The organism is [Clostridium] celerecrescens 18A (assembly GCF_002797975.1).
Lineage (GTDB): Bacteria > Bacillota > Clostridia > Lachnospirales > Lachnospiraceae > Lacrimispora > Lacrimispora celerecrescens.
Window position 1 is genome coordinate 2,826,889 of sequence record NZ_PGET01000001.1, and the last position, 25,342, is coordinate 2,852,230.

24 protein-coding genes are annotated in these 25,342 nt (G+C 44.5%); 2 read left to right on the plus strand and 22 right to left on the minus strand.

Annotated features, from left to right (window positions below; translation table 11 throughout):
• The 3 genes from H171_RS13050 to H171_RS13060 are packed head-to-tail and all read right to left on the minus strand — an operon-like array spanning position 1 to position 3,202.
• Positions 1-1,017, minus strand: a complete 1,017-nt coding sequence (locus tag H171_RS13050; RefSeq protein ID WP_100305543.1) for a branched-chain amino acid ABC transporter permease — start codon at positions 1,015-1,017, stop codon at positions 1-3.
• Positions 1,018-1,028: 11 nt separating this feature from the next.
• A complete protein-coding gene (locus tag H171_RS13055; RefSeq protein ID WP_100305544.1) occupies positions 1,029-1,919 on the minus strand; it encodes a branched-chain amino acid ABC transporter permease in 891 nt (296 codons plus the stop codon).
• Positions 1,920-1,969: 50 nt separating this feature from the next.
• Entirely contained in the window at positions 1,970-3,202 is a 1,233-nt protein-coding gene (locus H171_RS13060) for an ABC transporter substrate-binding protein (protein WP_100305545.1), read from the minus strand.
• A 1,063-nt stretch (positions 3,203-4,265) separates the two neighbouring features.
• Here H171_RS13060 and H171_RS24895 point away from each other — a divergent pair.
• Entirely contained in the window at positions 4,266-6,092 is a 1,827-nt protein-coding gene (locus H171_RS24895) for a collagen-like domain-containing protein (RefSeq protein WP_100305546.1), read from the plus strand.
• Positions 6,093-6,324: 232 nt separating this feature from the next.
• Here the strand turns inward: H171_RS24895 and H171_RS13070 are convergent, their stop codons facing one another.
• The 18 genes from H171_RS13070 to H171_RS13155 all read right to left on the minus strand — a co-directional run bounded on the left by H171_RS13070 (position 6,325) and on the right by H171_RS13155 (position 23,207).
• Complete coding sequence (locus tag H171_RS13070; RefSeq protein ID WP_100305547.1) at positions 6,325-7,005, minus strand: fructose-6-phosphate aldolase; 681 nt, start codon at positions 7,003-7,005, stop codon at positions 6,325-6,327.
• 19 nt (positions 7,006-7,024) lie between these two features.
• Positions 7,025-7,984 (minus strand): glycyl-radical enzyme activating protein, encoded by a 960-nt coding sequence (locus H171_RS13075; RefSeq protein WP_242976953.1) that lies wholly within the window; start codon positions 7,982-7,984, stop codon positions 7,025-7,027.
• Positions 7,984-10,338 carry a glycyl radical protein gene (locus H171_RS13080; RefSeq protein ID WP_100305548.1) on the minus strand — a complete coding sequence of 785 codons (2,355 nt, stop codon included), beginning with the start codon at positions 10,336-10,338 and terminating at the stop codon, positions 7,984-7,986. Before H171_RS13080 ends, H171_RS13075 begins: the two co-directional genes overlap by 1 nt.
• A 268-nt stretch (positions 10,339-10,606) precedes the next feature.
• On the minus strand, positions 10,607-11,368 hold the full coding sequence (locus H171_RS13085; protein WP_100305549.1) for a DeoR/GlpR family DNA-binding transcription regulator: 762 nt from the start codon (positions 11,366-11,368) through the stop codon (positions 10,607-10,609).
• A 44-nt stretch (positions 11,369-11,412) separates the two neighbouring features.
• Positions 11,413-12,144 carry a histidine phosphatase family protein gene (locus tag H171_RS13090; RefSeq protein ID WP_100307517.1) on the minus strand — a complete coding sequence of 244 codons (732 nt, stop codon included), beginning with the start codon at positions 12,142-12,144 and terminating at the stop codon, positions 11,413-11,415.
• 164 nt (positions 12,145-12,308) lie between these two features.
• Entirely contained in the window at positions 12,309-12,884 is a 576-nt protein-coding gene (locus H171_RS13095) for a DUF4367 domain-containing protein (RefSeq protein WP_100305550.1), read from the minus strand.
• Positions 12,885-13,124: 240 nt separating this feature from the next.
• Positions 13,125-13,745, minus strand: a complete 621-nt coding sequence (locus tag H171_RS13100) for a hypothetical protein (RefSeq protein ID WP_157803158.1) — start codon at positions 13,743-13,745, stop codon at positions 13,125-13,127.
• Positions 13,735-14,370 carry an RNA polymerase sigma factor gene (locus H171_RS13105; protein ID WP_242976955.1) on the minus strand — a complete coding sequence of 212 codons (636 nt, stop codon included), beginning with the start codon at positions 14,368-14,370 and terminating at the stop codon, positions 13,735-13,737. Before H171_RS13105 ends, H171_RS13100 begins: the two co-directional genes overlap by 11 nt.
• 139 nt (positions 14,371-14,509) lie before the next feature.
• Positions 14,510-15,454 (minus strand): Gfo/Idh/MocA family protein, encoded by a 945-nt coding sequence (locus H171_RS13110; RefSeq protein ID WP_100305552.1) that lies wholly within the window; start codon positions 15,452-15,454, stop codon positions 14,510-14,512.
• 210 nt (positions 15,455-15,664) lie between these two features.
• Positions 15,665-16,288, minus strand: a complete 624-nt coding sequence (locus H171_RS13115) for an HD domain-containing protein (protein WP_100305553.1) — start codon at positions 16,286-16,288, stop codon at positions 15,665-15,667.
• Positions 16,289-16,562: 274 nt separating this feature from the next.
• Entirely contained in the window at positions 16,563-17,567 is a 1,005-nt protein-coding gene (locus H171_RS13120; protein WP_100305554.1) for a serine hydrolase domain-containing protein, read from the minus strand.
• Between the two features lie 4 nt (positions 17,568-17,571).
• Positions 17,572-18,483 (minus strand): N-acetylmuramic acid 6-phosphate etherase, encoded by a 912-nt coding sequence (gene murQ / locus H171_RS13125; protein ID WP_100305555.1) that lies wholly within the window; start codon positions 18,481-18,483, stop codon positions 17,572-17,574.
• A 9-nt stretch (positions 18,484-18,492) separates the two neighbouring features.
• The gene (locus tag H171_RS13130) at positions 18,493-19,347 is read right to left on the minus strand and encodes a MurR/RpiR family transcriptional regulator (RefSeq protein WP_100305556.1); all 855 of its coding nucleotides are present in this window, start codon (positions 19,345-19,347) and stop codon (positions 18,493-18,495) included.
• A gap of 27 nt (positions 19,348-19,374) precedes the next feature.
• Positions 19,375-19,848, minus strand: coding sequence for a PTS system mannose/fructose/N-acetylgalactosamine-transporter subunit IIB (locus H171_RS13135; RefSeq protein ID WP_100305557.1), 474 nt, complete (start codon positions 19,846-19,848; stop codon positions 19,375-19,377).
• 23 nt (positions 19,849-19,871) lie between these two features.
• Positions 19,872-20,297, minus strand: a complete 426-nt coding sequence (locus H171_RS13140) for a PTS sugar transporter subunit IIA (RefSeq protein ID WP_100305558.1) — start codon at positions 20,295-20,297, stop codon at positions 19,872-19,874.
• Between the two features lie 36 nt (positions 20,298-20,333).
• Positions 20,334-21,173, minus strand: coding sequence for a PTS system mannose/fructose/sorbose family transporter subunit IID (locus H171_RS13145; RefSeq protein WP_100305559.1), 840 nt, complete (start codon positions 21,171-21,173; stop codon positions 20,334-20,336).
• Positions 21,166-21,954 (minus strand): PTS mannose/fructose/sorbose/N-acetylgalactosamine transporter subunit IIC, encoded by a 789-nt coding sequence (locus H171_RS13150; protein WP_025231935.1) that lies wholly within the window; start codon positions 21,952-21,954, stop codon positions 21,166-21,168. The genes H171_RS13145 and H171_RS13150 overlap by 8 nt, the downstream gene beginning before the upstream one ends.
• Positions 21,955-22,265: 311 nt before the next feature.
• A complete protein-coding gene (locus tag H171_RS13155; RefSeq protein WP_100305560.1) occupies positions 22,266-23,207 on the minus strand; it encodes a helix-turn-helix transcriptional regulator in 942 nt (313 codons plus the stop codon).
• Between the two features lie 97 nt (positions 23,208-23,304).
• Between H171_RS13155 and H171_RS13160 the strand changes: the two genes are divergently transcribed.
• Positions 23,305-23,727 carry a pyridoxamine 5'-phosphate oxidase family protein gene (locus H171_RS13160; RefSeq protein ID WP_100305561.1) on the plus strand — a complete coding sequence of 141 codons (423 nt, stop codon included), beginning with the start codon at positions 23,305-23,307 and terminating at the stop codon, positions 23,725-23,727.
• A 94-nt stretch (positions 23,728-23,821) separates the two neighbouring features.
• On the opposite strand, the gene H171_RS13165 is transcribed toward H171_RS13160, so the two are convergent.
• The gene (locus H171_RS13165) at positions 23,822-25,288 is read right to left on the minus strand and encodes a glycoside hydrolase family 1 protein (protein ID WP_207655234.1); all 1,467 of its coding nucleotides are present in this window, start codon (positions 25,286-25,288) and stop codon (positions 23,822-23,824) included.
• Between the last annotated feature and the right edge of the window lie 54 nt (positions 25,289-25,342).

The window sequence follows — 25,342 nt, forward strand, 5'->3', positions numbered from 1 at the left end:
TTATACACCTCCTTCTGTTTTTTTCCGTTTCTTTTCACAACCGCCTTTTCTGCCTGTCAGCCGTTCATATACACGAATGAGAGAAAATTCCCAAGCTCCAAAGATACCGCCCGGTTTGAATATCATGACCAGTACCAGTACTACAGAGTATGCCAGCATACGGTACTGGGAGAACTGGCGCATCATCTCCGGAAGAGAAGAAAGAAAAGCCGCACCGATTATGGACCCGGTTATGGAGCCGATCCCTCCGATAATCACCTCTGAGAGAAGCTCTGCAGAGTACATAAAGTTAAAGTTGGTGGGAATCATGGCTGTCATGTAATGGGCATATACACCTCCGCCGATTCCTGCAAAGAAAGCGGCTACGGAAAAGGTAAGCACTTTATAATAAGTAACATTGATTCCCGAAGCAGATGCTGCTATGTAATCTTCCCGAATGGCTTTCACCGTTCTGCCAAAGCGGCTGCGTACGTACATGTACATCATGGTGATACAGATTACCATGATCCAGAAGCTCCAGTAGAAGTTGGATAGCTTTATAATACCACTCATGGTTTTTCCGCCGCCTGTTATCGAAAGATTGCAAAAGAGAACCCGGATAATCTCTGCAAAAGCAATGGTCACAATGGCAAGATAATCTCCTCTTAAGCGTAAAGCCGGAATTCCAACCATGACTCCGGTCATGCCGGCTGCAATCCCTCCTGCAAGTAGAGCAACCAGGAATAATGCGATATCAGGCAGCCCTTTTCCGGCAAGTCCATTGGATACAATGGCAGAGGCATATGCTCCCACTGATACAAAACCCGCATGGCCTAGGGAAAACTCACCCATGCATCCCACCACCAGATTTAAGGAAGCCACCATAATGATCGTATAGCAGGCGGTAGTACTGATTCCCTTGATATACTGAGTGGACCTGCCAAAAGCATTGTTTTCAAAAAGCAGGACAAACAAGAAAAAAACTGCCAGAACACCCAAGAAATTAAGAAAATAAGAAATTTTAAACCTCTTTTCCATGGTCCACCCCCTTAAACTTTCTCTCCAGCATTCTTACCAAGAATGCCGGACGGTTTCACCAGAAGAATCACAATTAGAATGGCATAGGTAATTGCTTCATACCAGCCCGGGGCAAACAGCTTTACATAAATTTCAATGAGGCCAACAAGAATTCCTCCGAGCATGGCTCCTGGAATGACTCCGATTCCACCGAGGACAGCAGCAATAAAGGCCTTAAGCCCCATCATGGAACCCATATCATTGGTGACGCGTGGATATTTGGTACAATACATAAGAGCTGCAACTGCTGCCAGCGCGGAGCCGATGGCAAAGGTCATGGTGATCACCTTATTGACATTGATTCCCGCAAGAATGGAAGCATCCCGGTCCTGGGGCACTGCCCGCATGGCTTTCCCCATCTTGGTGTTCTTAATAAATATCTGTAGGCCCGCCATCATGACCACCCCGATACCGATGGTCAGGATAACATTCAGAGGAAGGACCACTCCAAACACATTTACAGAGGGTAAATCAAATATTTTCTGGACATTATGAGGCTTTGCACCAAAGAGAACCATGGCCAGGTTTTCAAGAAACAGACTCATGGCAAGTGCTGTAATAAGAGCTGACATGGAGCCGGCCCTGCGGACCGGCTTATAGGCTATCACCTCAACCATGACTCCCACCGCAGCACATATGACCACGGCAAGGAAGACGGAAATCCAAGCAGGCATTCCTGCATGGATCATGAAAGGAATGGTATAAAATAAGGTATAGGCCCCAATCATGATAAAATCGCCGTGAGCAAAGTTGATCATTCGGATGATTCCATATACCATGGTATAACCAAGTGCAATCAAAGCATAGATAGCGCCCTGATTCAGTCCGTTTATCAGGCTTTGAAAGAATAATGAAAATGTCATAGGATCTTCCTCCCTATCATTTTTCAGACCTTCTTGTTAGATTTATGCCGCTATTCTTTTGTTCCTTCCGGTGAAAGAGTCATAAGCCATTTCACCTTGCCGCCTTCAAAAGTATTGATCGCTACGGATTTCTCCGGGTCACCGTTTTCATCCATGGTAAAGGTTCCTCCTACTCCTGTAAAAGTCATTCCCGTCATCCCATTTACCAGGGAAACCGTATCTGATGCACCGCTGTTTTTGGCAGCTTCCACCAGCATGTAAATGGCATCATAGTAAAGAGCCGCACAGGCATTTAAGCTTTCCGTTCCGTACTTTTCCGTATATTTGGATACAAAATTGACTACAGCCGGAGCGGTATCTTCGGAAGAATAGTGGTTGGTAAAATAGCAGTTCTCAAATTTATCTTCAAAACCTGCCGTATCGGCTCCATCCCAGCCATCACCACCCATAATGGCTCCGTCAAAGCCTGCATCCCTTGCCGCACCTACCAAAAGGGGAACCGTATCAAGGAATGCGGGATAAAACAGGAAATCTGCTCCTTTTGCCACTACCTGGGAGGTCTGGGACGAAAAGTCTGTATCCTTTGTAGTGCATTCTCCCACATATACCACTTCAATTCCGTTTGCCTCGGCATTCTCTATAAATGCATCTTTTAAGCCGTTGGAATAATCATCATCCTTGGCATAAATAACGGCGGCTTTGGTCCAGCCTTTTTCCTTCGCAAACTGGGAAGCCATTTTGCCCTGATACGGGTCAATAAAACAATTCCTGAAAATGGTGGGGCCTTTTAAAGTTACGTCTTTATTAGTAGCCCCTGTAGCAAGAAGGAGCATATTATCTTTGGAAGCCTGTTCGGCAACGGGAAGGGTAACAGAGGAAAAAAAGCTTCCTACGATGGCACTGGGGCCTTCTTTCATCAGACTGTTGTAAGCATTAATTGCCTGCTTGGCATCACCGCCGTCATCTACTATTTTTCCGCCATTTACAATTTCAACCTTAAAACCGGAATCTCCGTAGTTGATTTCTTCAACTGCCATGGCAATGGCGTTCTGTGCACCTTCCCCATAAACAGCAGACCCTCCTGTGACAGGACCATACACGCCGATCTTAATGGTCTTCCCGTCTTCTCCTTCCGGAGCAGACGCTGCTTCCTTGGAAGACGTTGAACTTGCAGCGGCTGTACTGCCTCCTGCAGCACTCTGCTGTGCAGATGAACCACAGCCGGCAAGGAGCGCCGCCGTCATTGCTGTAATAAGAGTTACCGGTAATAATCTTTTTTTCATAATCGCTTCCTCCTCAATCTATTATCATAAAAGACGAAAATAAAGACGGAATAAGGAGGCTTCCCTAAAAATGCAGGGAAAACCTCCTTGTTCTCCTTAAGAGACTTATTTGCTTTATGGATTTGTATCACATACATTGCAAAATTTCCATAAGCAAAAAGGAGCCGCAACCGTACTGAGTACGCTTGAGACTCCTTTGTTCTCTCGTCTAATATGTTGGTAGGATTATAGCATCTGCATTTTTAAAATTCAAGTGATTTTGTCAGCTTTGTGTTTTTGATGGTCTAGACTTAATTTTCTTAATTATTCAGCCTGTTTCTATGAGCTCATCCATCACTGGATACTGAAAAATCTGGAATTTATCATAAGCTATATCTAATAAAACATTTTATTTTTAATAGTTCCAGCATGTCCTTCATATCATCCAGTCATAAATATCTTATTTTATCACAGCCGATACCAATTCAGTCATATAAGTTTATACCATACTCTTAAAAGCTGCATTCAGCATATCTTCTTCAGATATTAATGACTGTCGATAAACTGATTTAACAGCTTTGTAAATCTTGTAAGTACAGGATCTTGTAAGTACAGGATCTTGTAAGTACAGGAGCATCTGAAGTAGAAAAGGCTAAGGCATTATCTATCACTTTTTCATGCTTTTCTCTGGTCGTTATCTGAGTCAATCCTTTTTATCTAATATAGTTTATACTTTAAAACGAACAATATAAACTCCTTCTTACCTCTATTATATTAAGCTACGTTTGAAGTAAATTATCTACAATTATTTATGTTTTGAGTAATTTATTTCCTAATGATAGCTAATTAAAGTTTTGATTATTTTTGAAAAATGTAGTACTCCTGTTTTTGCCATATAAGATATAATACAATGTCTCAAAGCTAACAAACCTCAATTAGATCATCAGCCATTAAATGAAGCAATAACACGGAAGTACTGAAATTAACATGTTTGTACAAGTAGACATATTTTATATGTATAAAGAATGAAACTTCTTTATGATGTTTTAATTGATAAGCAAATAATTATAGAGGGTGAATTTATATGACTGATAATCAATGCTGTAAATGTCGTTGTTCTTGTGGGCATACCGGACCCAGATGTTGTCCAGGACCGACTGGGCCGACTGGACCTACTGGACCCACTGGGCCGACTGGGCCTAGAGGCTTACAGGGACTACAAGGTCCTACTGGACCTACTGGACCCACTGGACCTAGAGGCTTACAAGGACCACAAGGTCCTACTGGACCCACTGGGCCTAGAGGCTTACAAGGACCACAAGGTCCTACTGGACCTACTGGACCTACCGGACTTACCGGTGCAACCGGACCTACCGGTGCAACCGGACCTACCGGACTTACCGGTGTAACCGGACCTACCGGGCCTACCGGGCCTACTGGACTTACCGGTGCTACCGGACCTACCGGACCTACTGGACCCACTGGACTTACCGGTGCTACCGGACCTACTGGACCTACCGGACTTACCGGTGCAACCGGACCTACCGGTGCTACCGGACCTACCGGACTTACCGGTGTAACCGGACCTACCGGGCCTACCGGACCTACTGGACTTACCGGTGCTACCGGACCTACCGGTACAACCGGACCTACTGGACCCACTGGACTTACCGGTGCTACCGGACCTACCGGACCTACTGGACCTACCGGACCTACCGGACTTACCGGTGCTACCGGACCTACCGGACTTACCGGTGCTACCGGACCTACCGGACCTACTGGACTTACCGGTGCTACCGGACCTACCGGTGCAACCGGGCCTACCGGACTTACCGGTGCAACCGGGCCTACCGGACCTACTGGACTTACCGGTGCTACCGGACCTACCGGACCTACTGGACTTACCGGTGCTACCGGACCTACCGGACCTGCCGGACCTACCGGACCTACTGGACTTACTGGTGCGACTGGGCCTACTGGGCCAACTGGACCTATCGGACTTGCTGGTGCGACCGGGCCTACCGGACCTACTGGTGCGACCGGACCTACTGGACTTACTGGTGCGACCGGGCCTACTGGGCCGACCGGACCTACTGGACCTACTGGACCTACTGGAGCCACTGGCGCAACCGGTGTTCAAGGACCGACCGGGCCGACTGGTGCCCAAGGAACTATCGGACCTACTGGACCTCAAGGGCCAGAGGGACCTCAGGGGCCACAGGGGATTGAGGGATCGGTTGGACCGACCGGGCCGACTGGTTCTACCGGAGCCCAGGGACCGACTGGGCCTACCGGTGCTCAAGGGCCTACCGGGCCTACTGGACCTACTGGTGCCCAAGGAACTATTGGACCGACTGGACCTCAGGGACCAGAAGGACCTCAGGGGCCACAGGGGATTGAGGGACCGGTTGGACCTACCGGACCCACCGGACCTGCTGGACCTACCGGGCCTACCGGGCCTACCGGACCAACTGGGCCTACCGGCCCCATCCTACAGCCATTTGTAAATGCAAATATAATCCAGCAAACAGTACCTGGTATGCGGGGTATTGTTACGTTTGGAGCAACTACAGCTATGGGAATTGATTTTATTAATAGCAATACGTTTGTCATTACAAGAGCTGGTCTTTATGCATTGGTGTGCTCATTGAACTTTGCGGTAGGGACGCCGGCAAATACCTATTTTGGGGTATTACTGAATAATAACCCGACGGAGGGTGTTGCGCCGGTTTCAAACGCGGACACCGTAGGGGAGATAACGATTTCAAGGGTCAACTTCTATAATGTTGGCGATATCGTCCAGATAGCATCTGGTAACATCGTAACGAGCACGACACTGGAAGAATCGCCTGGAGTTGTTGGCAGCGCTGGCCACTTAATTTTCTTTCGATTTGCGGATGGAGCACAGTAAAAAATTAAAGAAAGAATATTCCACAATTGGTGTTGAGAGTAACATCGGATTAGCCATTAATTGACTAGCCGACCTCTCACACCACCGTGCGTACCATTGGTATACCATGGAGTTTTCATAGATTTACAGATAATAGTCAGTCATGTGCATAAAGCCTTGGGTGGCTATTATTTTATTCTTAAGCACATAATTAGGCTTTCTTAATTACTGCCTCCACTGCCCAGGCAAATGATTACATGCAGTCCTTCATGGTCCTCCCTGCACCGCACAGCCCTTCAAAATCCTTGGTAAAGACGCTTACCGCCATTGTTACAGAATCATTTTTAATCAACCCCTCTATGACATCCGGAGAAATCGTGGACGCACCAACCCCATACTGGCAAAGCTCAAGGACCTGTTGGGAATTCTTGAAGCTGGCTGCCAGTACTTCTGTCTTTAACCCATTTTTCTTGAAAATATCGTGGATGTCCTTGGCCGTCCTCACGCCATTTGCTCCAAGGTTATCGATCCGGTTCACATACGGTGCCGCATAGTCTGCCCCGGCTTTTCCTGCTAAAAATGCCTGCATTTGCGTGTAAATGGCCGTGGCTGTTACATTGGCACCTTCCTTTTTCAGGGCTTTCATGGCTTTTAATCCTTCTTTTGTGGCAGGGATCTTCACATAAGTATTCCTTCCAAGCTCCTTTTGGATCCTGTGAGCCTCTTCAACCATTCCCTCCGCATCTTCTGCAACCACCTGCACATGAAGCTCCGCTTCCGGCCCAATAAATTCACGGATTTCCCTCAGAGTCTCAAAGGGCTGTTTTCCGTTTTTCGCCAGAATGCTGGGATTGGTCGTAACACCATCTACTGCAAATGTGTCGTATACCTCTTTAATCTTCTCAATGTTTGCATCATCAATAATAAATTTCATGCCTCTGCTCCTCTCCTTTTCATGCTTCTAAAATGATATGGTTTACCCCGTTAGATCTGGCGATTTCTGCAAACCGCTCCATGTCCTGACGGGAGTAGGGTTCTGGGTTATCTTTAAAGCAATAGGTTTTGTCAACCAAATGGTACTTAGCCTCCCCCAGGGGGTTGTAATTTAGAATTTCATATGACACTTTCTTGGATAACGCTGATATAAACCGGCTGATTCCTGCTATGTTATCATCCTTAGTGGTAAGCCCCGGAATCATTGGGGTACGGATGATAACATGGTCTCTATTCTCAGATTCCAGCAAAAGACGTATGTGTTTTTTGATCCGCTCATTGGTCACACCGGTATACTTTTTATGGGCTTCCGGTTCAAAAATCTTAAAATCCGCATAAATCAGGTCCAGCCATGGGAGTACAGCTTCCAGTGTTTCTGTTGGTACATGGAGAGCCGTCTCAATCGCCGTGTGGATGTTCCTTTTCTTCATCTCCTTTAAAAAGGAGAGGACAAACTCCGGCTGGAGTAGCGGTTCTCCCCCTGAGAGGGTAACACCGCCGCCGTATTTATAAAAAGGGGCATCCCTAAGTACCTCTTCCACAGCTTCTTCCACGGTCAGCCTGGCGCTGTCCCATAGAATCGCCCCGGAAGGGCATTCCTCTATGATCCGGTCCCAGTCCTCTGTTTTTGTAATATCAAGCCTGATTCCTTTTTCTGTCATGAGAATACCGCTGTTTTCAGAAAGACTGCAACAGATCTGGCAACCAATGCATTTGTTCGGGAAGTACAATGGCCTTACCGTCCTGCTGATCCCTTCCGGATTATGACACCATACGCAGGACAGTGGACAGCCCTTTAAAAATACGGTTGAGCGGATTCCCCCGCCGTCATGGGTGGAAAAACGGCGGATATCAAAGACAATTCCTTTTACCGTCCTCTCCTCCAAATTGATTCCCTCCATATGTTTTATGTTTCCCATCAGATATCCGCATAGCTGGTTCTGGCGATGATCTCATTCTGAAGCTCATCGGCAAGCTCCGTAAAATAAGCGGTATATCCGGCTACCCGGATGGTAAGGCTTCGATACTGTTCCGGATTTTTCTTTGCCGCAATCAAATCTTCCTTCCGGACCACATTGAATTGGATATGAGGAATCTCCAGATCCACAAAGGCCCGCAATAACAGGGCAAACTTATTGATCCCCTGCTCTGTCCGGAAAAATTCCGGCAAAAACTTCATGTTAAGAAGCCCCCCGTTTGTAGTCAGGTTTTTATCCAGTTTTGATACGGACTTCAGCACTGCCGTGGGTCCCGTGGTATCCCGTCCATATACAGGGGACATTCCGCCATCAGCCAGGGGCTGTCTTGCATATCTTCCATCCGGCGAAGCCCCTACATTCTCTCCCATGGGAACATGAGCAGAAACCGTATACATGCCGGTATGGTATTTTCCGCCTCTGTAATTGGTATATCGGGACAGGCGATTTTTGAAATATTCCGCCCACTTGGCTCCCATCTGGTCTACCCAGTCCACATCATTGCCATATTTGGGCACTTTATTTAAAAGCATGGTACGCAGCACTTCTTTTCCTTCAAAATCATTTTTAAGCGCTTCCAGCAGCTCTCCGGCCTCTACTTTATGTTTATCAAATACAAGTAGCTTTATGGCAGCCAGACTGTCTGCTAGATTAGCAACCTGAATCATCTGAATTCCAGAGAAGTTGTAACGTGCTCCTCCTGCAGTTACATCCATTCCCTTTTTCATGCATTCATCAATGACAGAGGACAGAAATGGGGAGGGCAGCAAGTCTATATGAGCTTTTTCCACCTCTTCACAAGCCTTTACCATTACATCCATGTATTCATCTAAGTATCTTTGAAATACGGCTTCCAGTTCTTCAAAGGTTCCATAGGTGGTTAAGTCCCCATAGTCGGGGGCTAACTGTTCCCCGGTCAGAAGACATTTCCCTCCCGTCAAAGTCAGTTCCAGAGCCTTGTTAAAGTTAAACATGGCGGCATCGCTCCAACCCAGATTGTTTCCCTGGGTAGTTAGCTCCACACAGCCTACAATGGCATAATCCCTGGCATCCTTTGAGGCCACCCCCAGTTTTTCCATGGACGGAATCACCGCCTTATCATTGAAAAACTGAGGCATACCGCTTCCCATTGAAACCACCCTGACCGCCTGTTTTAAAAGAGCATCTCCCGTATGCTCATGGAGCCTTACGGAAAGATTCGGCTGGGGAAGCCCTAAGTGTTCCTGGGCCTTTAGCAGAAGAAACGAGAGATCATTGACGAAATCATTTCCCTCAGCATCCTGACCGCCTATGGCAATATTAAATCCAATGGGAAAGCCTGCAAAAAACTTGGCGCTGTTAGCATTACGCATATATACGATCTCATTGAATTTCAGCCATAGGCACTCGATGATCTCCAATGCTCCCTGTTCATTAAGACGCCCTTGCTTTCTGTCCCGGTCAAAATATTCCCAGAGGTATTCATCCATCCTTCCCGGCGAGAAGGAAGAGGCATTGGATTCCATATGAAGGATCACAAAAAGGAACCATAAGGACTGAACCGCCTCTTGGAAGGTTTCCGGCGGCTGTTCGGAAACCTTTTTGCAGATGCGTGCTACTTCTTCCATGCTGCAGCGCCCGTCTCTATCCTCTTCCCCTTGTGCCATGTCCAGCAAAAGCTTTTGATATCGCTGCATGAAATGAATAGATCCGCTCATTACGATCGACACGCTTTCAAAAAATTCTCTTTGCTGCCCTCCTGCGATCCTTAAACGGTCATCCGCATCCTGTTTGATTCCTGCCGGACCTTTATGCAGCCATTCCTTACAGTTTGGGCATATATGGCCCTGGGCATGGTCTTTCTGGTTGATTTTCACCACCTTTGCAATATGATCGATTTCTTTTCCGTAACGTTCCCGCAGCACATCTTCTAAGGACTTCCCCCTCCAGTAAGGCATGATATTCTCACGGAAATATGTAATGTCTTCCTGTCTGACTTCAAATCTGTCCTGGGGTCTGACCGGCAGGGTCTCAAATTCCCGGTCCACCCAGGTACTTCCGCTTTCCGGAAAGACAACTCCATACCGTACCCCGGCCGTCCGGTTTCCTACAATCAGCTCTTCCGGCTCGGCGTGGATTTCCATCTGCTTTAATGCAGCCTTTAACGACAATGCCCGCTGGATGATTCTCGGTTTTTCTTCATTTGCCTTGTAGGTATCCGTGATGATCTTTGCCTGCTCAATCGATGCATATCTTGGCTCAGAAAGCATCTTATTTTTCAGGATACTTATACGGTCTGTCATTATCAGATTCTCCATGTACTTTTTCCTTATATTTATTTTTTTTTATTCTTCTTTATTATTTTTTCTGATTTCAGTATATTCCCCTATACTGTCTTTGTCAATGACATCATGATTATCTTTTATTACTTTTTATTTTTTAGAACATACACGAATATGTAAAATTTTAGATCTTCCGAATGCCCTTGCAAATGGAGGAACTGATTTTTACCTGGATAACATAAAAAACACGCCTTCCCCCCTACGCCAGAACGGAAAAGCATGTTTTTAATCTGATCTTTTATCTTTATAGCCACTCAATAGTAAGCTCTTTTAATTTTTCTTCTATTTCGGAAGGGGGCTTCCGTTCCATGACAGCGCCGGTAAAACTATCAATTCTCGCATATTTATAAGTGCCGTCGGTATTAAATTTCCTGGTCTCCAGCATCATATAAGCGTTTTTGCTCACTTCCAGCACTGTGCTTTTTGTAAGCCCGTCTTCCACCATATAAGTCGAAACGTTATTTTCAAACACATCAACTCCAACGGCTCCAAGGAATGCGATGTCAAACCGGAAGTCTGAGATCTGCTTATTGGTAAAGCTTCCTGCAAACCCATCTTTTCCTATGCTGAATACCCCTCCGATAAAAATGAACCTGGCAGTGGTAGGAACCATGAATTCCAGCATGATATCCACCATATTGGTAACAACCGTAATATTTAAGGAAGATTTTGTAATGAGCTTCGCCAGTTCCAGATTTGCAGTTGAAATATCCAGGAATACCATATCTCCGTCCTTAATCAGTTCCATAGCTTTAGCGGCAATCTTTTGCTTGGCCTCAATGTTCTTGTCTTTTCTTTGGGACACGTTCAAGTCATGAACATTGACCCTTTTTTTCATAGCTCCGCCATATGTCTTTTTTAAAAGTCCCTTTCTCTCAAGAAACGTCAGATCTTTCCGTATGCTGTCTTCCGTTACCTGATACTTCTCGCTGAGTTCTTTTACGCGCACGGAACCATTTTTGTTAACAAGAGCCACAATTTGATTCTGCCTTTCTTCTGCAAACATACAACCGCCTCCGCTTATTACTTTTTCCTATTATATCATATTTCTTATTGATGTGCATTAGGATTTTTCTGATTTGTCTGTCTTGGAAAAAATCCGGCGTTTGAAGCTGGCTCGTCTTTGACATATAAATGAGCCGTGTCCCCCATTCCCTTGCATCGGAAATAAGCCTCCCCCTCTATCCTCTCTTCCGTCTCCAGTGTGGTGACCGATGAGGGTGCCAGAAAAATGCCATGCCACAATAGTGGAGCCGGGATTCCCAGCAAATGGGACAGCATAACGCAGATCACACCAAAATGGCAAAACAGGACGATGGTACCATCACTCCCCGGAACCGCCCGGTACATTCCGCCTTCCCTCAGATACCCATGTTTCTTTAATATTTCATCAAGCCCGGCAGCTACTTTTTCATATTCTTCTTTTACAGGCCCTGTTTTCATCCTTTCATTTTCAAACCATAAATCTCTGTCATAAAGTTCCTTCTGGTTTGTCCAGTAGCCGGGCATAAAATCCCAGGGTATGGTCTTAGTCTCACCGGCCCCGTTATCAACCGGCGCATGAAATTCTCTGAGCCAGGGCAATATCTCTGCCTCAGCATGTAATGACTGCAATGTTGCTTTTGCAGTATCCTTGGCTCTTCCTAGAGGTGAGCAATAAAAAGCGGAAACTGAAAGCTTGCTGATCCTTTCGGAAAGCAAATCTGCCTCTTTCCAGCCTTTTTCTGTAAGAGAGTCAATGGAATAGTCTGGTTCTCCGTGCCTTATTAAAATTAGCTTCATACCTGTCCTCTTTTCTGTACTGATGATAGTCCTTTTTATCATAGCATTTTTTATAAACATACACAATAAAACCTCAAATCCCATATCAACAGAAGATTTAATTGAAATAGCAAAATGGCGATACTGCAATCTACAGTATCGCCATCTTGCTATATTTTTTTGCTCTAACGAATACCGCTTACCATATCACTGATAACAGCGGCATCAAGACCCTCCTCTTCAAAACCAACGGAAACGGAATAAGTATACTCGCTGTCCGCCCATGTTGCCACGCTGACTTTGCCATGATTTCCTCTGGTGGAAATCCGCAAGCTGCAGACAGCAACAGTTTTGTTTTCGCTATATTCATTATAGTCGCCACTGATATCATCATTGCCCTTTGCTTTACGGATAAGAATTTCTTTTTCGCCGTTCTCATAGAAAACTTGAATCATCTTTTTTCCAATGATTTCAATCATGTTTTGGGAATAGCCTTCCGGCATTTTTTCAGGAAGAGCTAATTTAAAACCGGCTTGCTTTTCAGCTTCCTGAAGAGAATTACATTCGCTAAAAGGGTTTGGCATTCCAATCGCAATGCCTGTTTCTTCATCAGAATCCTTATTGCTGATTACCATAATACCTGGAGCTTTTTGACCGACAGCTTGCTGTTTAGAGTCCTCCATAGCAAAAGCAGAACCGGCGTCAGCTACAATGGATAGTGCCATAACAGCACAAAGTGTGGGTGCTATAAATTTTTTCATAATCGTTTCTTCCTTTCATTTTGGGATTTGATATAAAACCACTTTTGTGGTTCTTACCCGTATACAAATGAGAAAAGGAAAATGTTGCAAGGAAAAAATTGGACTTTGGGGATAACAACAGCAAGGCAATAAGTAAATAAGGCAGATGCGATTGGCTTTATAGACCATCGTATCTGCCAGTATAGTTACACCTTAGATTAACTAAGTTATAATAGGAGAACAGAAAGCTCTTTTTATAACTTACTTTATACTCTGTATTGTATCCAGCATTTCCTGTTGGGAAACTGGTTCAATGTATTGCACAGAGTAAGAATATCCACCATTTTGCCAGACAGCAAGTAGATACTGTCCATCACTTCCTTTAATCGTAACATCGTAACCATTTATCACATGGCTTTCTAGGCTTGTAAAATCGCCATAGTATCCGCTAACGTCCTCATCACCAGTCGCAATTCTAAAAATAACTGTGTTGTCTGATCCAGCGTACTCTATCTCTGCAAGCTTACCCCAGTAAGAAGTGTATTTTACGGACTCAATTTCAAAGGGCAGTTCATGGATCTCCTTTACCGTAAAACCTACGGCATCAGTTAGCTCCGCAACTGAATGATACGACACAATATCAGGGACTATCTGTACCGGAGGTTCACTTGGTAAATTAATGGTATTGTGGACAATTACAGAACCAACAATCAAAACCGCAAAGCATGCCGCTATGGACAGATACTTTTTGTACTGTGGGAAAGGGAGCGTCTTTTTAGAAGTTTTTTCGAGATCAAGTTTGCTGATGTTATTTAGAATTCTATCTCGCATCTCATTGGTAACTTCGATGTTTTTCATAGCTTTATCATACCTATTCTTCAAAGTCATACACCTCCTTCAGCACATCTTTTAGCTTCTTTCTTGCCCTTAGCAGCAAGGAGCGGACAGTTGCGTCATTTTTTGATAATAGCGAAGCAATTTGTGCCGTAGAATATCCCTCATGATAGTAAAGGTGGACAACCTCACTGTACTTGGCTGGCAGCTGTTTTACAGCATCCCATACAAAAGCCAGGTCCTCGGTTTCGGCAACCGCCAGCGTTTCGCTTAATTCATCTGTCCTTCGGATCCTGTTATAGGTTATTATCTTATTTTTGCTGATATTAATTGCAACACGCAAAAACCATGCTTTTTCATGCTCTGTTGATTCAAACTTGGGCTGAGTTCTAAGGAACTGTATCAAGGCATCCTGCAATACATCCTCTGCATCGCTCATATTGTGGAGATAAGAGTAGGCAAGGCGCAGAACACTGTTCCCATAGGACTCCATCAAGCGCCCGGCCTGCTGGTTAATCTGTGCGGAACGCAAAGTCTCCTGCATCGGGATCACCTTTTTATTGCTTTCCATTTTTACCGCAGAAAGCATCAGACAAATTAGTCTGTATACGAACTCTTTAAGAAAGGATAGATATTCCCCGAGTCCGTTTTGTAATATGTACATATGAACCATACTGTCACCTCCCTTGATAACGAAATGGGGATACTGCAATTATGCAGTATCCGATTTCTGTGGTTCTGAGTCGTATACAAACGGGAAGAGAGTTATGTTGCAAAAGTTTAAAAATAATCTGCTTGCGAGTTTACAACTCCTACTGCCAGTTTAACGATTCCACGATCTGATCCACAAGACCGCAGCAGCGAAGCGTTCTTTCAGCGGTCATAACCGGACTCTCCGACAGGCCCTGTCTGATGCATGCTTCCGCATGTGCTGCCTCATATTTCATTTCAAAATCAACCGTTCTCTCAATCAGCTCGACACACTTGCCGCTATGTATTTCGCAGCGGTCCGCCTTCCAATATTCATTGGTTTTTATAAATCCCTTTTCAAAATAAAAAACAGCAAAACTTTCTGCAGGTCCCCGCATGGAAATACGGCTGCTGATCAGAACATCATCCATCTTTATATTAAGGCTGACAGAATCCTGGACTCCTGTTTTTCCCCTGGTCCCCAGTGCCTGCACGATTACATCGGCAGGCTCCAGCAGATAATCAAGGTATTCAAAGGTATAGGAAGCGCTGCCGTAAACAACTCCTCCCTGATCCTTTTCATGCATCCATGAAGCCTTTGGGCTTTGAAAGGAGGCACTCATATTCACTTGATGGAGTTTTCCTAACATTCCTGAATCAATATATGTTTTAATCAAATCGGTGACAGGAAGAAAAAGGCTTTTTTGCATCTCCATCACAAACAGCCCTTTTTCCTTTGCCAACTGAAAGATTTCTTTTGCCTGCAGTCTTGTCAGCGTAAACGGTTTCTCACAGAGTACGTGCTTTCCATAACTTAAAGCTTGTATCATTTCATGAAAATGTTCCCGGTTTATTGTGGTGATATACACAGCCGTAATCTCCGGGTCCTGATAAAGTTCTTCATAAGAGCCATACGCTTTTTCGATATTGTTCTCCTGGCAGAACGCCCTGGCTCTGTCAAGTGACCTTGACGCCGCCGCAGTTACGGATCCTCCATTGGCTCTCACTGCACCAATAAATCGTTTCCCAATGGCAGCTGTTGATATAATTCCATAATTTATTTTCATAGCAACCCCCTCTAAATTCATTAATTTCTTTCACCTTCCATTATTATAGTACAATAATAATCATTTGCCTATTTCTGGATGTAATTTGCTTGCTGAATATTTAATACGGCAGCCAGACAATCAAATAAGGCTTGTTTTAAGACTTGTTTCCTTCTGAATGAAATTAGAGATTCAACTTATGATAAGAGACTTAAAGAATGTATCAGGATATCACATGTTCCGCATTTTCTTCAGAAATAATCTGACCGCCTTTGCTTCATCTTCCGGAACGCTTCCGCCCCTTCCGATCCGGTCGCAAAGCCCAAGCAGTGCAACCTCACCGATATCTGTCTCCCGCTTCAAGCCATCAACATCACCGAACGGAAGCCCGTCTGTCACATACAGAATGTGCATATGATACCGAACCAGTTTTGCGACTTCCCCGATCCATTTATCATCTACGGAAAAACAAGACAAAAAATCCTCCGTGAGATGTTCTCCCTCAGCATCATGATTATATGCAGTGATTTTATCTTTTCGGATTTTCGTCACCGCCGGTTTGCCGATATCATGAAGCAGTGCCGCCCACATAAAGGTCCGGGCATCTTTACTTTTCGCCTTCTCTTCCGCCGCCTGATCCACTACCATCATCGTATGATTCCATACGCTCCCTTCCGGATGAAACCGTTTTGACTGCGGGGTTTCTTTCATCTTGCCAAGCATGGAAAACGGGTAATTCAAAAACCACGGTTCCCTGCTGATTTGTTCCAGATATTCCGATGGACGTTCGTCATGAAGCAAATGATTATCCATCTGCCGGAACAGTTCTTCCATATTATTATTTTCTTCTGCCATAAAATTCACCTTTCTGTTTTATGAATATCACGGTACACACGGTATCTATTATTTCAAATATTTATTGAAATAAACAAAAATTTTTTATCAGCAGAAGATGTCATTGCAGACCGAAAAACAGGCTGCTGGCAACAAAAGGTCTGTATGCTCCTCACTCAAAACGTCCTGTCCATTTACTTTTGCAAGGTTGTGATCAAAGAAAGAAAAAGCGAATCGGTATGAAGGAAAATCAAAGGGGCAGCCCTTTATATAGAGCCGCCCCCATTTTATAAGTCTAATAAACCATCTTCAGATAAACTTCATTCATCTTCTTTCTCATCTTTAGGAATTCCTCATTGTACCTGCTGGGATGGATCCTGTTTGTCAGAAGAACAAAACCCTTTCTGCCCTTCAAATCCATCAAAACAGAGGTTCCTGTAAAGCCGGTATGATAAAGTGTATCCCTTCCATACTCCTTGCTCCAGCCCAGAGTTCGTTCAAACTTTATAGTGCTGCAAAGTTTTTCAAACATCTCTTCTCCAAATAAAAGCCGGGAATGTTCCAGATAAGCCTTTACAAATTTCACTATATCTTCCAATGTAGAAAACAAACCGGCGCTGCCGCACTGCCCCAGCAGATGGGCCTTTGAGTCATGAACTTCTCCGCAGATACAGCCTCTTAGCTCCGTGCATTCCGTCGGAATGCAGCGCTCCCTGCTGCCCTGAACCAAATAGGTGGTATCCTTCATACCAAGGGGAGTAAAAATATGCTCCCGGAAGGTCTCCTCAAGAGTAGTTTCATCCAAATTCTCAATGATCTTTCCCAGCAGGATAAAACCCACATCCGAATACAGGAAGCCGTCTCCGGCTTCTCTTTCCCTTTGTGTGGTATAGAGATATTCCAGAAGATTTTCCCGGCTCCAGCTTTCTTTGTTTCGAATCTCAGCAGGAAGGCCGCTTGAATGAAGCAGCAGGTGTTCCACCGTGACATCCCCATAGGAAAAAAGGCCCAGGATCTCTTTTACCGGAGTAGAAAGGCTTATCACTCCTTTTTCCACCAGCTGAAGGATCCGGGTGGTAGTCCCAATCACTTTAGTCAGCGAAGCAAGGTCATAATACATACCTGCTTCCACGTTCCGGTCACAATAGGGAACCACCGCACCCTGCTTTCCGGCGTACATTAAGCGGATCCCCTGATCACTGACAAAGCCCCAGCTGGCTCCCCAGATCACCTGGTCCCGAACAAGCTGCTCTGCCATTTCATCTAAAACCGTCTCATTATCATTCCAGGCTCTTATCATTTGACTATACTCCGTTTTTCACAGCCGCTATAGCTTTCCTCACCTGACCGCCGGATTCTAAAAGGGCTTCCCTGGCCTGATCTTTTCCGCAGCCGCATTCGATCATCACGATGGCAGCAGCCACATCCTTATCTGCCTCATAAAGCACGTTAAGAGCCTGCTCCTCTTTCGCACCCGTCAGATCCATGATCATCTTAACCGCCCGCTTCACAAGCTTTTCATTGGTGGGCTGTACATGAACCATATAGTTCCGGTATACCTTTCCAAGCCTTATCATGGCTCCGGTGGAAAGCATATTAACTACCATTTTCTGAGCGGTTCCTGCCTTCATCCTGGTGGATCCGTTAATTACCTCTGGTCCCACTACCGGGGCAATGGTTATATCCGCGATCTTTGCCATGGCGCTGTCCTGATTGCAGGTAACGGAAATGGTAAAGGCACCTGTCTGTTTTCCGAACTCCAGGGCCGCCTTTGTATAAGGAGTCCTTCCGCTGGCAGCTATACCGATCACGCAATCATCGGCCGTAAGCTTCACCCGTTTTAAGTCCTCCACTGCCAGTTCTTCCGAGTCTTCTGCCCCCTCCACCGCTGTATACATGGCCTCATCACCGCCTGCAAGAAGGCCAAAGGCCCGTGTCGGCGATACGCTGTAAGTGGGGGTCAGTTCCACCGCATCCAGTGTACCCATCCGGCCTGACGATCCTGCACCGCAATAAATGATCCGTCCGCCTTTTTTGAAACGCTCCACAATTGACTCCACTGCTTCCGCGATTTGGGGAAGCACCTTTTCTATGGCTTCTGCTACTTTTTTATCTTCATTATTTATTAATGTAACGATTTCCAATGATTCCAGTCTGTCAATGTTCCGGGTAGCTTCATTGATTGATTCCGTTGTAAGCTTTTCTATATTGCACATAAAACTCCTCTATTTTTTTATTTTCAGACCTGCTACCATCTTTCTGGTTTTGATCAGCTCTACCTCATAATGCTCTAAGTTCTCCTGGATCACTCCCATATAAAGAAGATCCGCCATCATGATGGAGGTATGAAGAGAGGTAAATGCCCCGATCCGCATAACCTTTTCATTGTCCGGCACATGGAGGCATATATCTGCAATATCCTGTAGGGGAGAATCTCTTCTGCGGGTAACCGCTATGATCGATGCTCCCTGTTTTTCTGCAATCCCACAGGCATAAAGAACTTCCTGGGACTGCCCGCTGTAGGAAAATGCGATCACCACATCCCGTTTATCAATGTAGTTGAAAAATTCCACCATCATATTGATATCCTGATAAAAATTCGCATTGAGGTCTGCCCGCTTCAGTTTATGGAACAGATCATAAGCAGGCAGCGAGGAACTTCCGATCCCCACCAGATAAATGCGCCGGGCTTTCTTTATTTTGTTGATAGCTTTTTTTAATGCATCTTTATTCAGCTGATAGAAAAAATCCTGAAATGCCGCATCCACCAGGGCATCCATTTTCCGGCACAGCGTATCTAAATCATCTTCCTTGGAAATAATGGGGTCTACCATATCTTCCTTATCATTTTGGGCATCGGTTGCTGCAAGTGCCAGCTTAAAACCTTCCAACCCATCAAAACCAAGTTTTTGAACATAACGGATCACAGAGGCGGATGATACTCCGCTTTTTCCTGCAATATCCACTGCCGTCATCCCAAGACAGTTTTTGGTATCTGACAATACAAAATCTGAGAGTTTCTTTTCTGCTTTACTCATTTTATTGTATTGTTCTCTTATCTTTAACCGAACTGATTCCATTCCGCCTCCTCCTGCATCCGATTTATTTTACAGCATGTTTAATATCGACTGATCCGACTCATTGGGCAGCATCTGAGCCGTTACATTCACTCCCAGCTGTATCATTTCCCGGATATCCTTTTCATCGTCTTCCGTCAGATTCACTGATTTTTTAATGGGTCTGCTTCCTTCTCTTTTTGCCACATTTCCAATGTTAAAAGCCTTGATCGGGACTTCAGAGCGGATCAGTGCTGCCATATCCGTCACGTTCTTTGTTATCAGGAATACCTTATCCTCTTCGTAGGCCTTTTCTGCAAATTTTTCAGCAGCCCGTTTTAAAGACAGGATGGAAAGTTTTACTCCTGCCGGTTTTGCCATCTTAAGGCCCGCAATGATCAGTTCATCCTTTACCGCTTCATCGTTAACCACAATGATCCGGGACGCTCCTACCGTATTGGTCCAAACCATAGCCACCTGACCATGAATCAGTCTCTCATCTACTCTCGCATGAACAATTGCCATGAATCTTTCTCCTTATCTTCTTCCTATTCTTCCAGTTCACATGTATCATCCGATATATGAAAATACATCATATGCTGTTTCCCCATCTCCAGGGAGGCATTCAGAAGCTCTCGGATATCCGAAATCATTCCCCTGGACATGTAGGCATGAAGGACCAGAGGAAGGTTGATGCCTCCGATTACCTCCATATTTTCATGGATACCGGACATTTTAAGTCTGGAAGCCATATTAAAGGGGGAACCTCCCGTCAGATCCGCAAGCACTGCCACCGCTTCACAGTCTTTAAGCCTCCGGATCGCTGACTTCAGGCGTTCTGTCAGAAGTTCCGTGGAATCCTCCGCTTTAAAATCAACAGCTTCATAATATTCCGTCTCTCCAGCCAGCAGCTTTAACCCGCTGGTTAAACCAGAGGCAAATTCACCATGGCCGGTTACTATGATTCCAATCATACCATTATTTCCTTTCCTGTTTCAACTTCCTTTTTACTAAAATAAACCAGCCACAAAGGTCAGCATGGATTGCAGATTGCCAAGTACCATGCCCAAACCGATGAGAATAAAAATTAATTTTGTAGAATTCACCTTTTTCTTCCCAAGGAGCCAGTATGAAAATACTACGATACCAAGAGGAAGCAGGGAGGGCATGATTTTATCCAGCATATCCTGGAGGGCAAAGGTTACCTCTCCCATGGTAAACTGCAGATCCGTACGGTATTTGATTACAGAAGGGATCAGTGCCCCTACCACAGTCAGTCCCAGGATGCTTGCCGCCTCAGTAATTGGAGAAATTTTATCTGCAAATCCGGTAGCAAGCTTTCGTCCGGACTGATAACCGATGGTGGTAAATTTATATCGTATCCATAACACCCCGGCACATGCAATAAGAGGTATGATAAGTCCAATGGGATTCCCCTGCATGGCTATATAAGATGCAATGGAGAACACAATGGCCCGGTAAATGGCGATGAACAATGTATCACCGACTCCTGCAAACGGTCCCATAAGTCCGGTCTTTAAACCGGTAATTGCCTCCTCCGCCTCAATTCCCAGTTCTTCCTCCAGCGCCATATCGGCACCGACGATCAGATGAGACATTGCCGGAGTGGTGTTAAAATAACCCAGATGCATCTTCAGTGCGCGTTTCATCTTCTCAGGATCTTTGGAGTACAGCCGCTTTAAAACCGGCATGATGACATAGGCATATCCAAGGCCCTGCATCTTTTCGTAATTCCAGCCAAACTGTAAAGTAAACAGATTACGAAGATATACTTTATTGATATCGCTTTTTTCCAATTTCACGCTTCCTGTCTGGTTTTTGTCAGCCATCGATTTCTACCTCCTCATCATCCAAAGTCTGCACTGCCACCCGCTCTCGTACTCTTGAAAGATGAAGAGCAGCCAGAGCCAGGCCGATCAATGCGGCAGCCATAACGGTAAACGTAGCGCCTCCAAAGGCAATCAGCACGAATCCGATGATAAAATACGGATAGTATTTTTTAATGGGCAGATAACGCATCAGTATGGCCATACCCATTGCAGGAAGAATGGCGCCTGCTGTTTTAAGTCCTGTCATAAACCAGGCCGGGATAATTGCATTTACTCCATTTACCACTGCCTCTCCAAAAATCAGTCCCAATGCGACCGGAATCACTCTGGAAAGGACCCAGGGCAGCAGTCCCAGTAAATTTGCCCGCTCCACTCCTTTGTAATCCGCATTTTCCGCACAGCGGTCTGCGTAATGCTGAAAGAATGAGTTGGTCATCCTTCCAAGAATGTCCATCTGAGTTAACAGCAATCCGATGGGAATGGCAAGACCGATTCCGTATTCTGCCCCCTGTCCGGAAATAATAGCATAAGCGGTACCCATAATCGCTCCTGATAAATAATCCGGAACCGTGGCACCTCCATAAGTAGCAACTCCCAATGTCATGAGCTGTAATGTCGCACCAACGACCAGACCTGTTGGCAAATCCCCCAATAATGCCCCGGTAATCACAGCCGCGAACAAAGGGGTATACAATCCGCATTGAATGGAAATCTGATCAACTACAGCAATCACGGTATACAGAATCAATCCAATAACAACCAACAAAGAAACTCCCTGCATGTTTTACCTCCTTTTCATGCCTCATGCCTTTTCACTCCATAGGCAATGTGTATGTTTTTTTATAGTATAAGCGCTTATATTTAGTATTATAGCATGTATGTAATCATTTTACAATATATTAATTTAATTAGTTTTAAATGTAATTATATTACATTATTAGATAAAGCAATTTGCTGTTTAAAGGTATAAAAGGGCTTATTCAGGCATCCCTTCCGGAGCAGGATAAAACAAAATGTTTATGGGCATCACCATGTAGGAAGTCAAAAAAGTATCGGTCGTCTGGACCGATACTTTTAAACTTTGTTTAACTTTCATAATGAAATAAAATGACTTTTTAATGTATCTAACCGATCTAGAATTAAATTTTTCAAGCCGGCTGGATTGATCGAGATAATCCGTTTACCGTAAATAGTGAAATAATCGGCGATAAACGGTTCTTCCCCTTTCTTATAAAAACCTCTTATATAATATTTCCCATTTTCCTGTTGCAGCTCCATTGATGGATAATGCTCTTTATAGAATATATCCACGCCTTTGGCGGTAACACCAACCTCAAAGTCAATGGAATCATGATCCCGAAACATTTCTTTCGGTGAAATAAGAAATTCAGAAAGCGGCTTTGCTATATATTTATCGCTAGGCTGTACAAAATAAATTTTATCACAGCGGAACACTTGCGGCTTTTTCGTCTGGAAATTGTACGCCGTTGCATACCACTGACCATAGGCAGAGGTAATATCAAAGAACTGAACATAATACTGCTTCTTAAGTTCTCCCTTTGTATAGTGGACTTCACAGACGTTTTCATCAACCGCCATGTGCAGGATATCCTGCAGGCAGTTACATACATTCTTGCTTTTGTAACTCCCTAAGCGAAAAATCAATTCCATCTTCCGTAAATTCTTTATTCGTTCTTCTGATATACATCCTTCAAACTTTTGCTTTAGCTTTTGGACGTTCAAATGAAAAGGCGTGGATTGATAGGCGTTAAGCGTTTGCATGGCAAAATACAGCGCCTGAACCTCGTCAACCGTAAAAACAATTGGGGATAATAATCGATTGGGAAGGATGCCATAACATCCGTTCCGCCCAGTCTTAGAATATATCGGCATGCCGATTTCTTCTAAGGACTGAATGTCCCGAAGCGCTGTACTTTTGGAAATAGAATATCTGTCCATTATGCTTTTGAGACTGAAAAACTTTTTATCATTTAAGTATATCATCATATCATTCAGCCGCTCTGATTTTTTCATGGATTTATCCTCTTTCTGATTAAATGGTTTCACTAAATGAAACCATTATACATTATACTGCAAACATAGCAATAAATAAAGCAAAGGAGAATTAATTATGAATGCAAAACAAGAATTCACCCGACTGATCCACACACAAACCGAGATTGCTCTGGCTACATGTACTGACGGTCAGCCCAATGTGAGGATTGTAAATTTCTGTTTTGACGAAGCCGCCAAAGTAATGCTCTTTACCACATTTGGAGATAATGAGAAAGTGAAGGAATTGGAACATAATAATAAGGCAGCCTTTACAACCATTCCCCACACAGGCAATGAGCATATTAAGGCGAAAGGCACAGTAAAAAAAAGCAGCAGCACTGTATTTGACGCAGCGGAACATTTCATTAAAAAAATACCCGGCTACAAAGATATGATAGAACAAGCCGGAGATTACCTGATTCTCTATGAAATTTCCTTTGAATCAGCCGTTGTTACCTTGGATTTTGAAAACATAGAAACATACGATTTAGCTGACTGATTATGAGCATCATAATATCGTTTAGAAAGAATGGCACAGCGCAAAGGCTGTACCATTCTTTCTATATTATAATAGCCTGATAATTTCCCTGATCTTACAATTCTTCTCCGTTGGTTTCTATCACCTTTTTATACCAATGGAAAGAATCCTTTCTGGATCTGTTTAACGTTCCATTTCCTTCATCATCCTGATCCACATAGATGAAGCCATAGCGTTTCGTCATTTCCGATGTTCCGCAGCTGATTAAATCAATGCAGCCCCAGGTCGTATAACCCATTAAATTCACGCCGTCTGTTACTGCCTCCTTCATCTGCTTTACGTGCTCGCGAATATAGTCGATCCGGTAATCATCATGAATGCTTCCATCCGCCTCCACCTTGTCCCTTGCTCCCAGTCCATTTTCAACCAGGAACAGTGGCTTTTTATAACGGTCGTACATTTTGTTCAGTGTTATACGCAGCCCGATGGGGTCAATGGGCCACCCCCATTCTGTCAGCTTTAAGTAAGGATTCTTGATCGGGCTGTCCAGTTTTCCAGCAAGTTCATTTGCATCCGGCCTGTCCTCGGTAACGTGGGTCATGTAATAGCTGAACGCGATGAAATCCACCGTATAATCCCTGATGATTTGAAAATCTTCCGGTTCTGTTTCCAGTTTTATGTTCTTTTCATTGAAATACCGTGACATGTAGGAAGGATATTCTCCTCTTGCCTGTACCTCCGGATAAAAGAGGTTGATCTGATCAGCCTTTAAAGCCTGCAGCTGGTCCTCCGGCTTGCAGGTTTTTGCATAGGACTCAATCCGGTTGATCATACAGCCGATTTTTGCATCAGGCATGATTTCTCTTCCCGCCTTCACCGCCAGGGAACTGGCCACAAACTGGTAATGAGATGCCTGGTATGCCGCCTCTTCTAAGTGATCTACTTTGTCGGGGAAGCTGCCTGCCCCGGTGTACAGGCTGTTTAAGTTCATATTCATTTCGTTAAATGTGATCCAGTATTTCACGTCATTCTTGTATCGTTTGAAACATGCGGATGCAAACCGGACAAAACAATCAATCAGCTCCCGGCCCTGCCAGCCGTTATATTTTTCTGACAATACTATGGGCATTTCATAATGGGACAATGTAATAAGGGGCTCTATGTGATACTTTTTCAGCTCAGCGATCACCTTATCGTAAAAAGCAAATCCGGCTTCATTCGGCTCGGTTTCCAAACCCGTAGGAAAAATTCTCACCCAGGAAATGGAGAACCGGAACACCTTAAATCCCATTTCCGCAAACAATGCTATATCCTCCGCATAATGATGGTAGAAATCGATTCCCCAGCGCTTGGGAAATTTATATTTTTCCTCATTGGCCCGGTACTCATCCAGTTCCTTTGAGGTGACATTGAAAGTAAAATTATTTACTTCTCCTGTTGCATAGGGATCTTTATAGGCTGCATAGTCCGATGTGGACATTCCTTTACCAGCCTCTTTATAGGCTCCCTCGATCTGATTGGCAGCGGTTGCCCCGCCCCATAAAAAACCTTCTGGAAATCCGTAGTTTGCATTCTGTTTCATCATTATTCTCCTTTTTTGAATCGTATTTGAATTGATAGGAACTGCTTGTCTTAT

Coding starts and splice junctions, on each gene's coding strand:
- H171_RS13050 (WP_100305543.1), bottom strand. CDS start 1,017: ATGGAAAAGAGGTTTAAAATTTCTTATTTTCTTAATTTCTTGGGTGTT.
- H171_RS13055 (WP_100305544.1), bottom strand. CDS start 1,919: ATGACATTTTCATTATTCTTTCAAAGCCTGATAAACGGACTGAATCAG.
- H171_RS13060 (WP_100305545.1), bottom strand. CDS start 3,202: ATGAAAAAAAGATTATTACCGGTAACTCTTATTACAGCAATGACGGCG.
- H171_RS24895 (WP_100305546.1), top strand. CDS start 4,266: ATGACTGATAATCAATGCTGTAAATGTCGTTGTTCTTGTGGGCATACC.
- H171_RS13070 (WP_100305547.1), bottom strand. CDS start 7,005: ATGAAATTTATTATTGATGATGCAAACATTGAGAAGATTAAAGAGGTA.
- H171_RS13075 (WP_242976953.1), bottom strand. CDS start 7,984: ATGGGAAACATAAAACATATGGAGGGAATCAATTTGGAGGAGAGGACG.
- H171_RS13080 (WP_100305548.1), bottom strand. CDS start 10,338: ATGGAGAATCTGATAATGACAGACCGTATAAGTATCCTGAAAAATAAG.
- H171_RS13085 (WP_100305549.1), bottom strand. CDS start 11,368: ATGTTTGCAGAAGAAAGGCAGAATCAAATTGTGGCTCTTGTTAACAAA.
- H171_RS13090 (WP_100307517.1), bottom strand. CDS start 12,144: ATGAAGCTAATTTTAATAAGGCACGGAGAACCAGACTATTCCATTGAC.
- H171_RS13095 (WP_100305550.1), bottom strand. CDS start 12,884: ATGAAAAAATTTATAGCACCCACACTTTGTGCTGTTATGGCACTATCC.
- H171_RS13105 (WP_242976955.1), bottom strand. CDS start 14,370: ATGGTTCATATGTACATATTACAAAACGGACTCGGGGAATATCTATCC.
- H171_RS13110 (WP_100305552.1), bottom strand. CDS start 15,454: ATGAAAATAAATTATGGAATTATATCAACAGCTGCCATTGGGAAACGA.
- H171_RS13115 (WP_100305553.1), bottom strand. CDS start 16,288: ATGGCAGAAGAAAATAATAATATGGAAGAACTGTTCCGGCAGATGGAT.
- H171_RS13120 (WP_100305554.1), bottom strand. CDS start 17,567: ATGATAAGAGCCTGGAATGATAATGAGACGGTTTTAGATGAAATGGCA.
- murQ (WP_100305555.1), bottom strand. CDS start 18,483: ATGTGCAATATAGAAAAGCTTACAACGGAATCAATCAATGAAGCTACC.
- H171_RS13130 (WP_100305556.1), bottom strand. CDS start 19,347: ATGGAATCAGTTCGGTTAAAGATAAGAGAACAATACAATAAAATGAGT.
- H171_RS13135 (WP_100305557.1), bottom strand. CDS start 19,848: ATGGCAATTGTTCATGCGAGAGTAGATGAGAGACTGATTCATGGTCAG.
- H171_RS13140 (WP_100305558.1), bottom strand. CDS start 20,297: ATGATTGGAATCATAGTAACCGGCCATGGTGAATTTGCCTCTGGTTTA.
- H171_RS13145 (WP_100305559.1), bottom strand. CDS start 21,173: ATGGCTGACAAAAACCAGACAGGAAGCGTGAAATTGGAAAAAAGCGAT.
- H171_RS13150 (WP_025231935.1), bottom strand. CDS start 21,954: ATGCAGGGAGTTTCTTTGTTGGTTGTTATTGGATTGATTCTGTATACC.
- H171_RS13155 (WP_100305560.1), bottom strand. CDS start 23,207: ATGAAAAAATCAGAGCGGCTGAATGATATGATGATATACTTAAATGAT.
- H171_RS13160 (WP_100305561.1), top strand. CDS start 23,305: ATGAATGCAAAACAAGAATTCACCCGACTGATCCACACACAAACCGAG.
- H171_RS13165 (WP_207655234.1), bottom strand. CDS start 25,288: ATGAAACAGAATGCAAACTACGGATTTCCAGAAGGTTTTTTATGGGGC.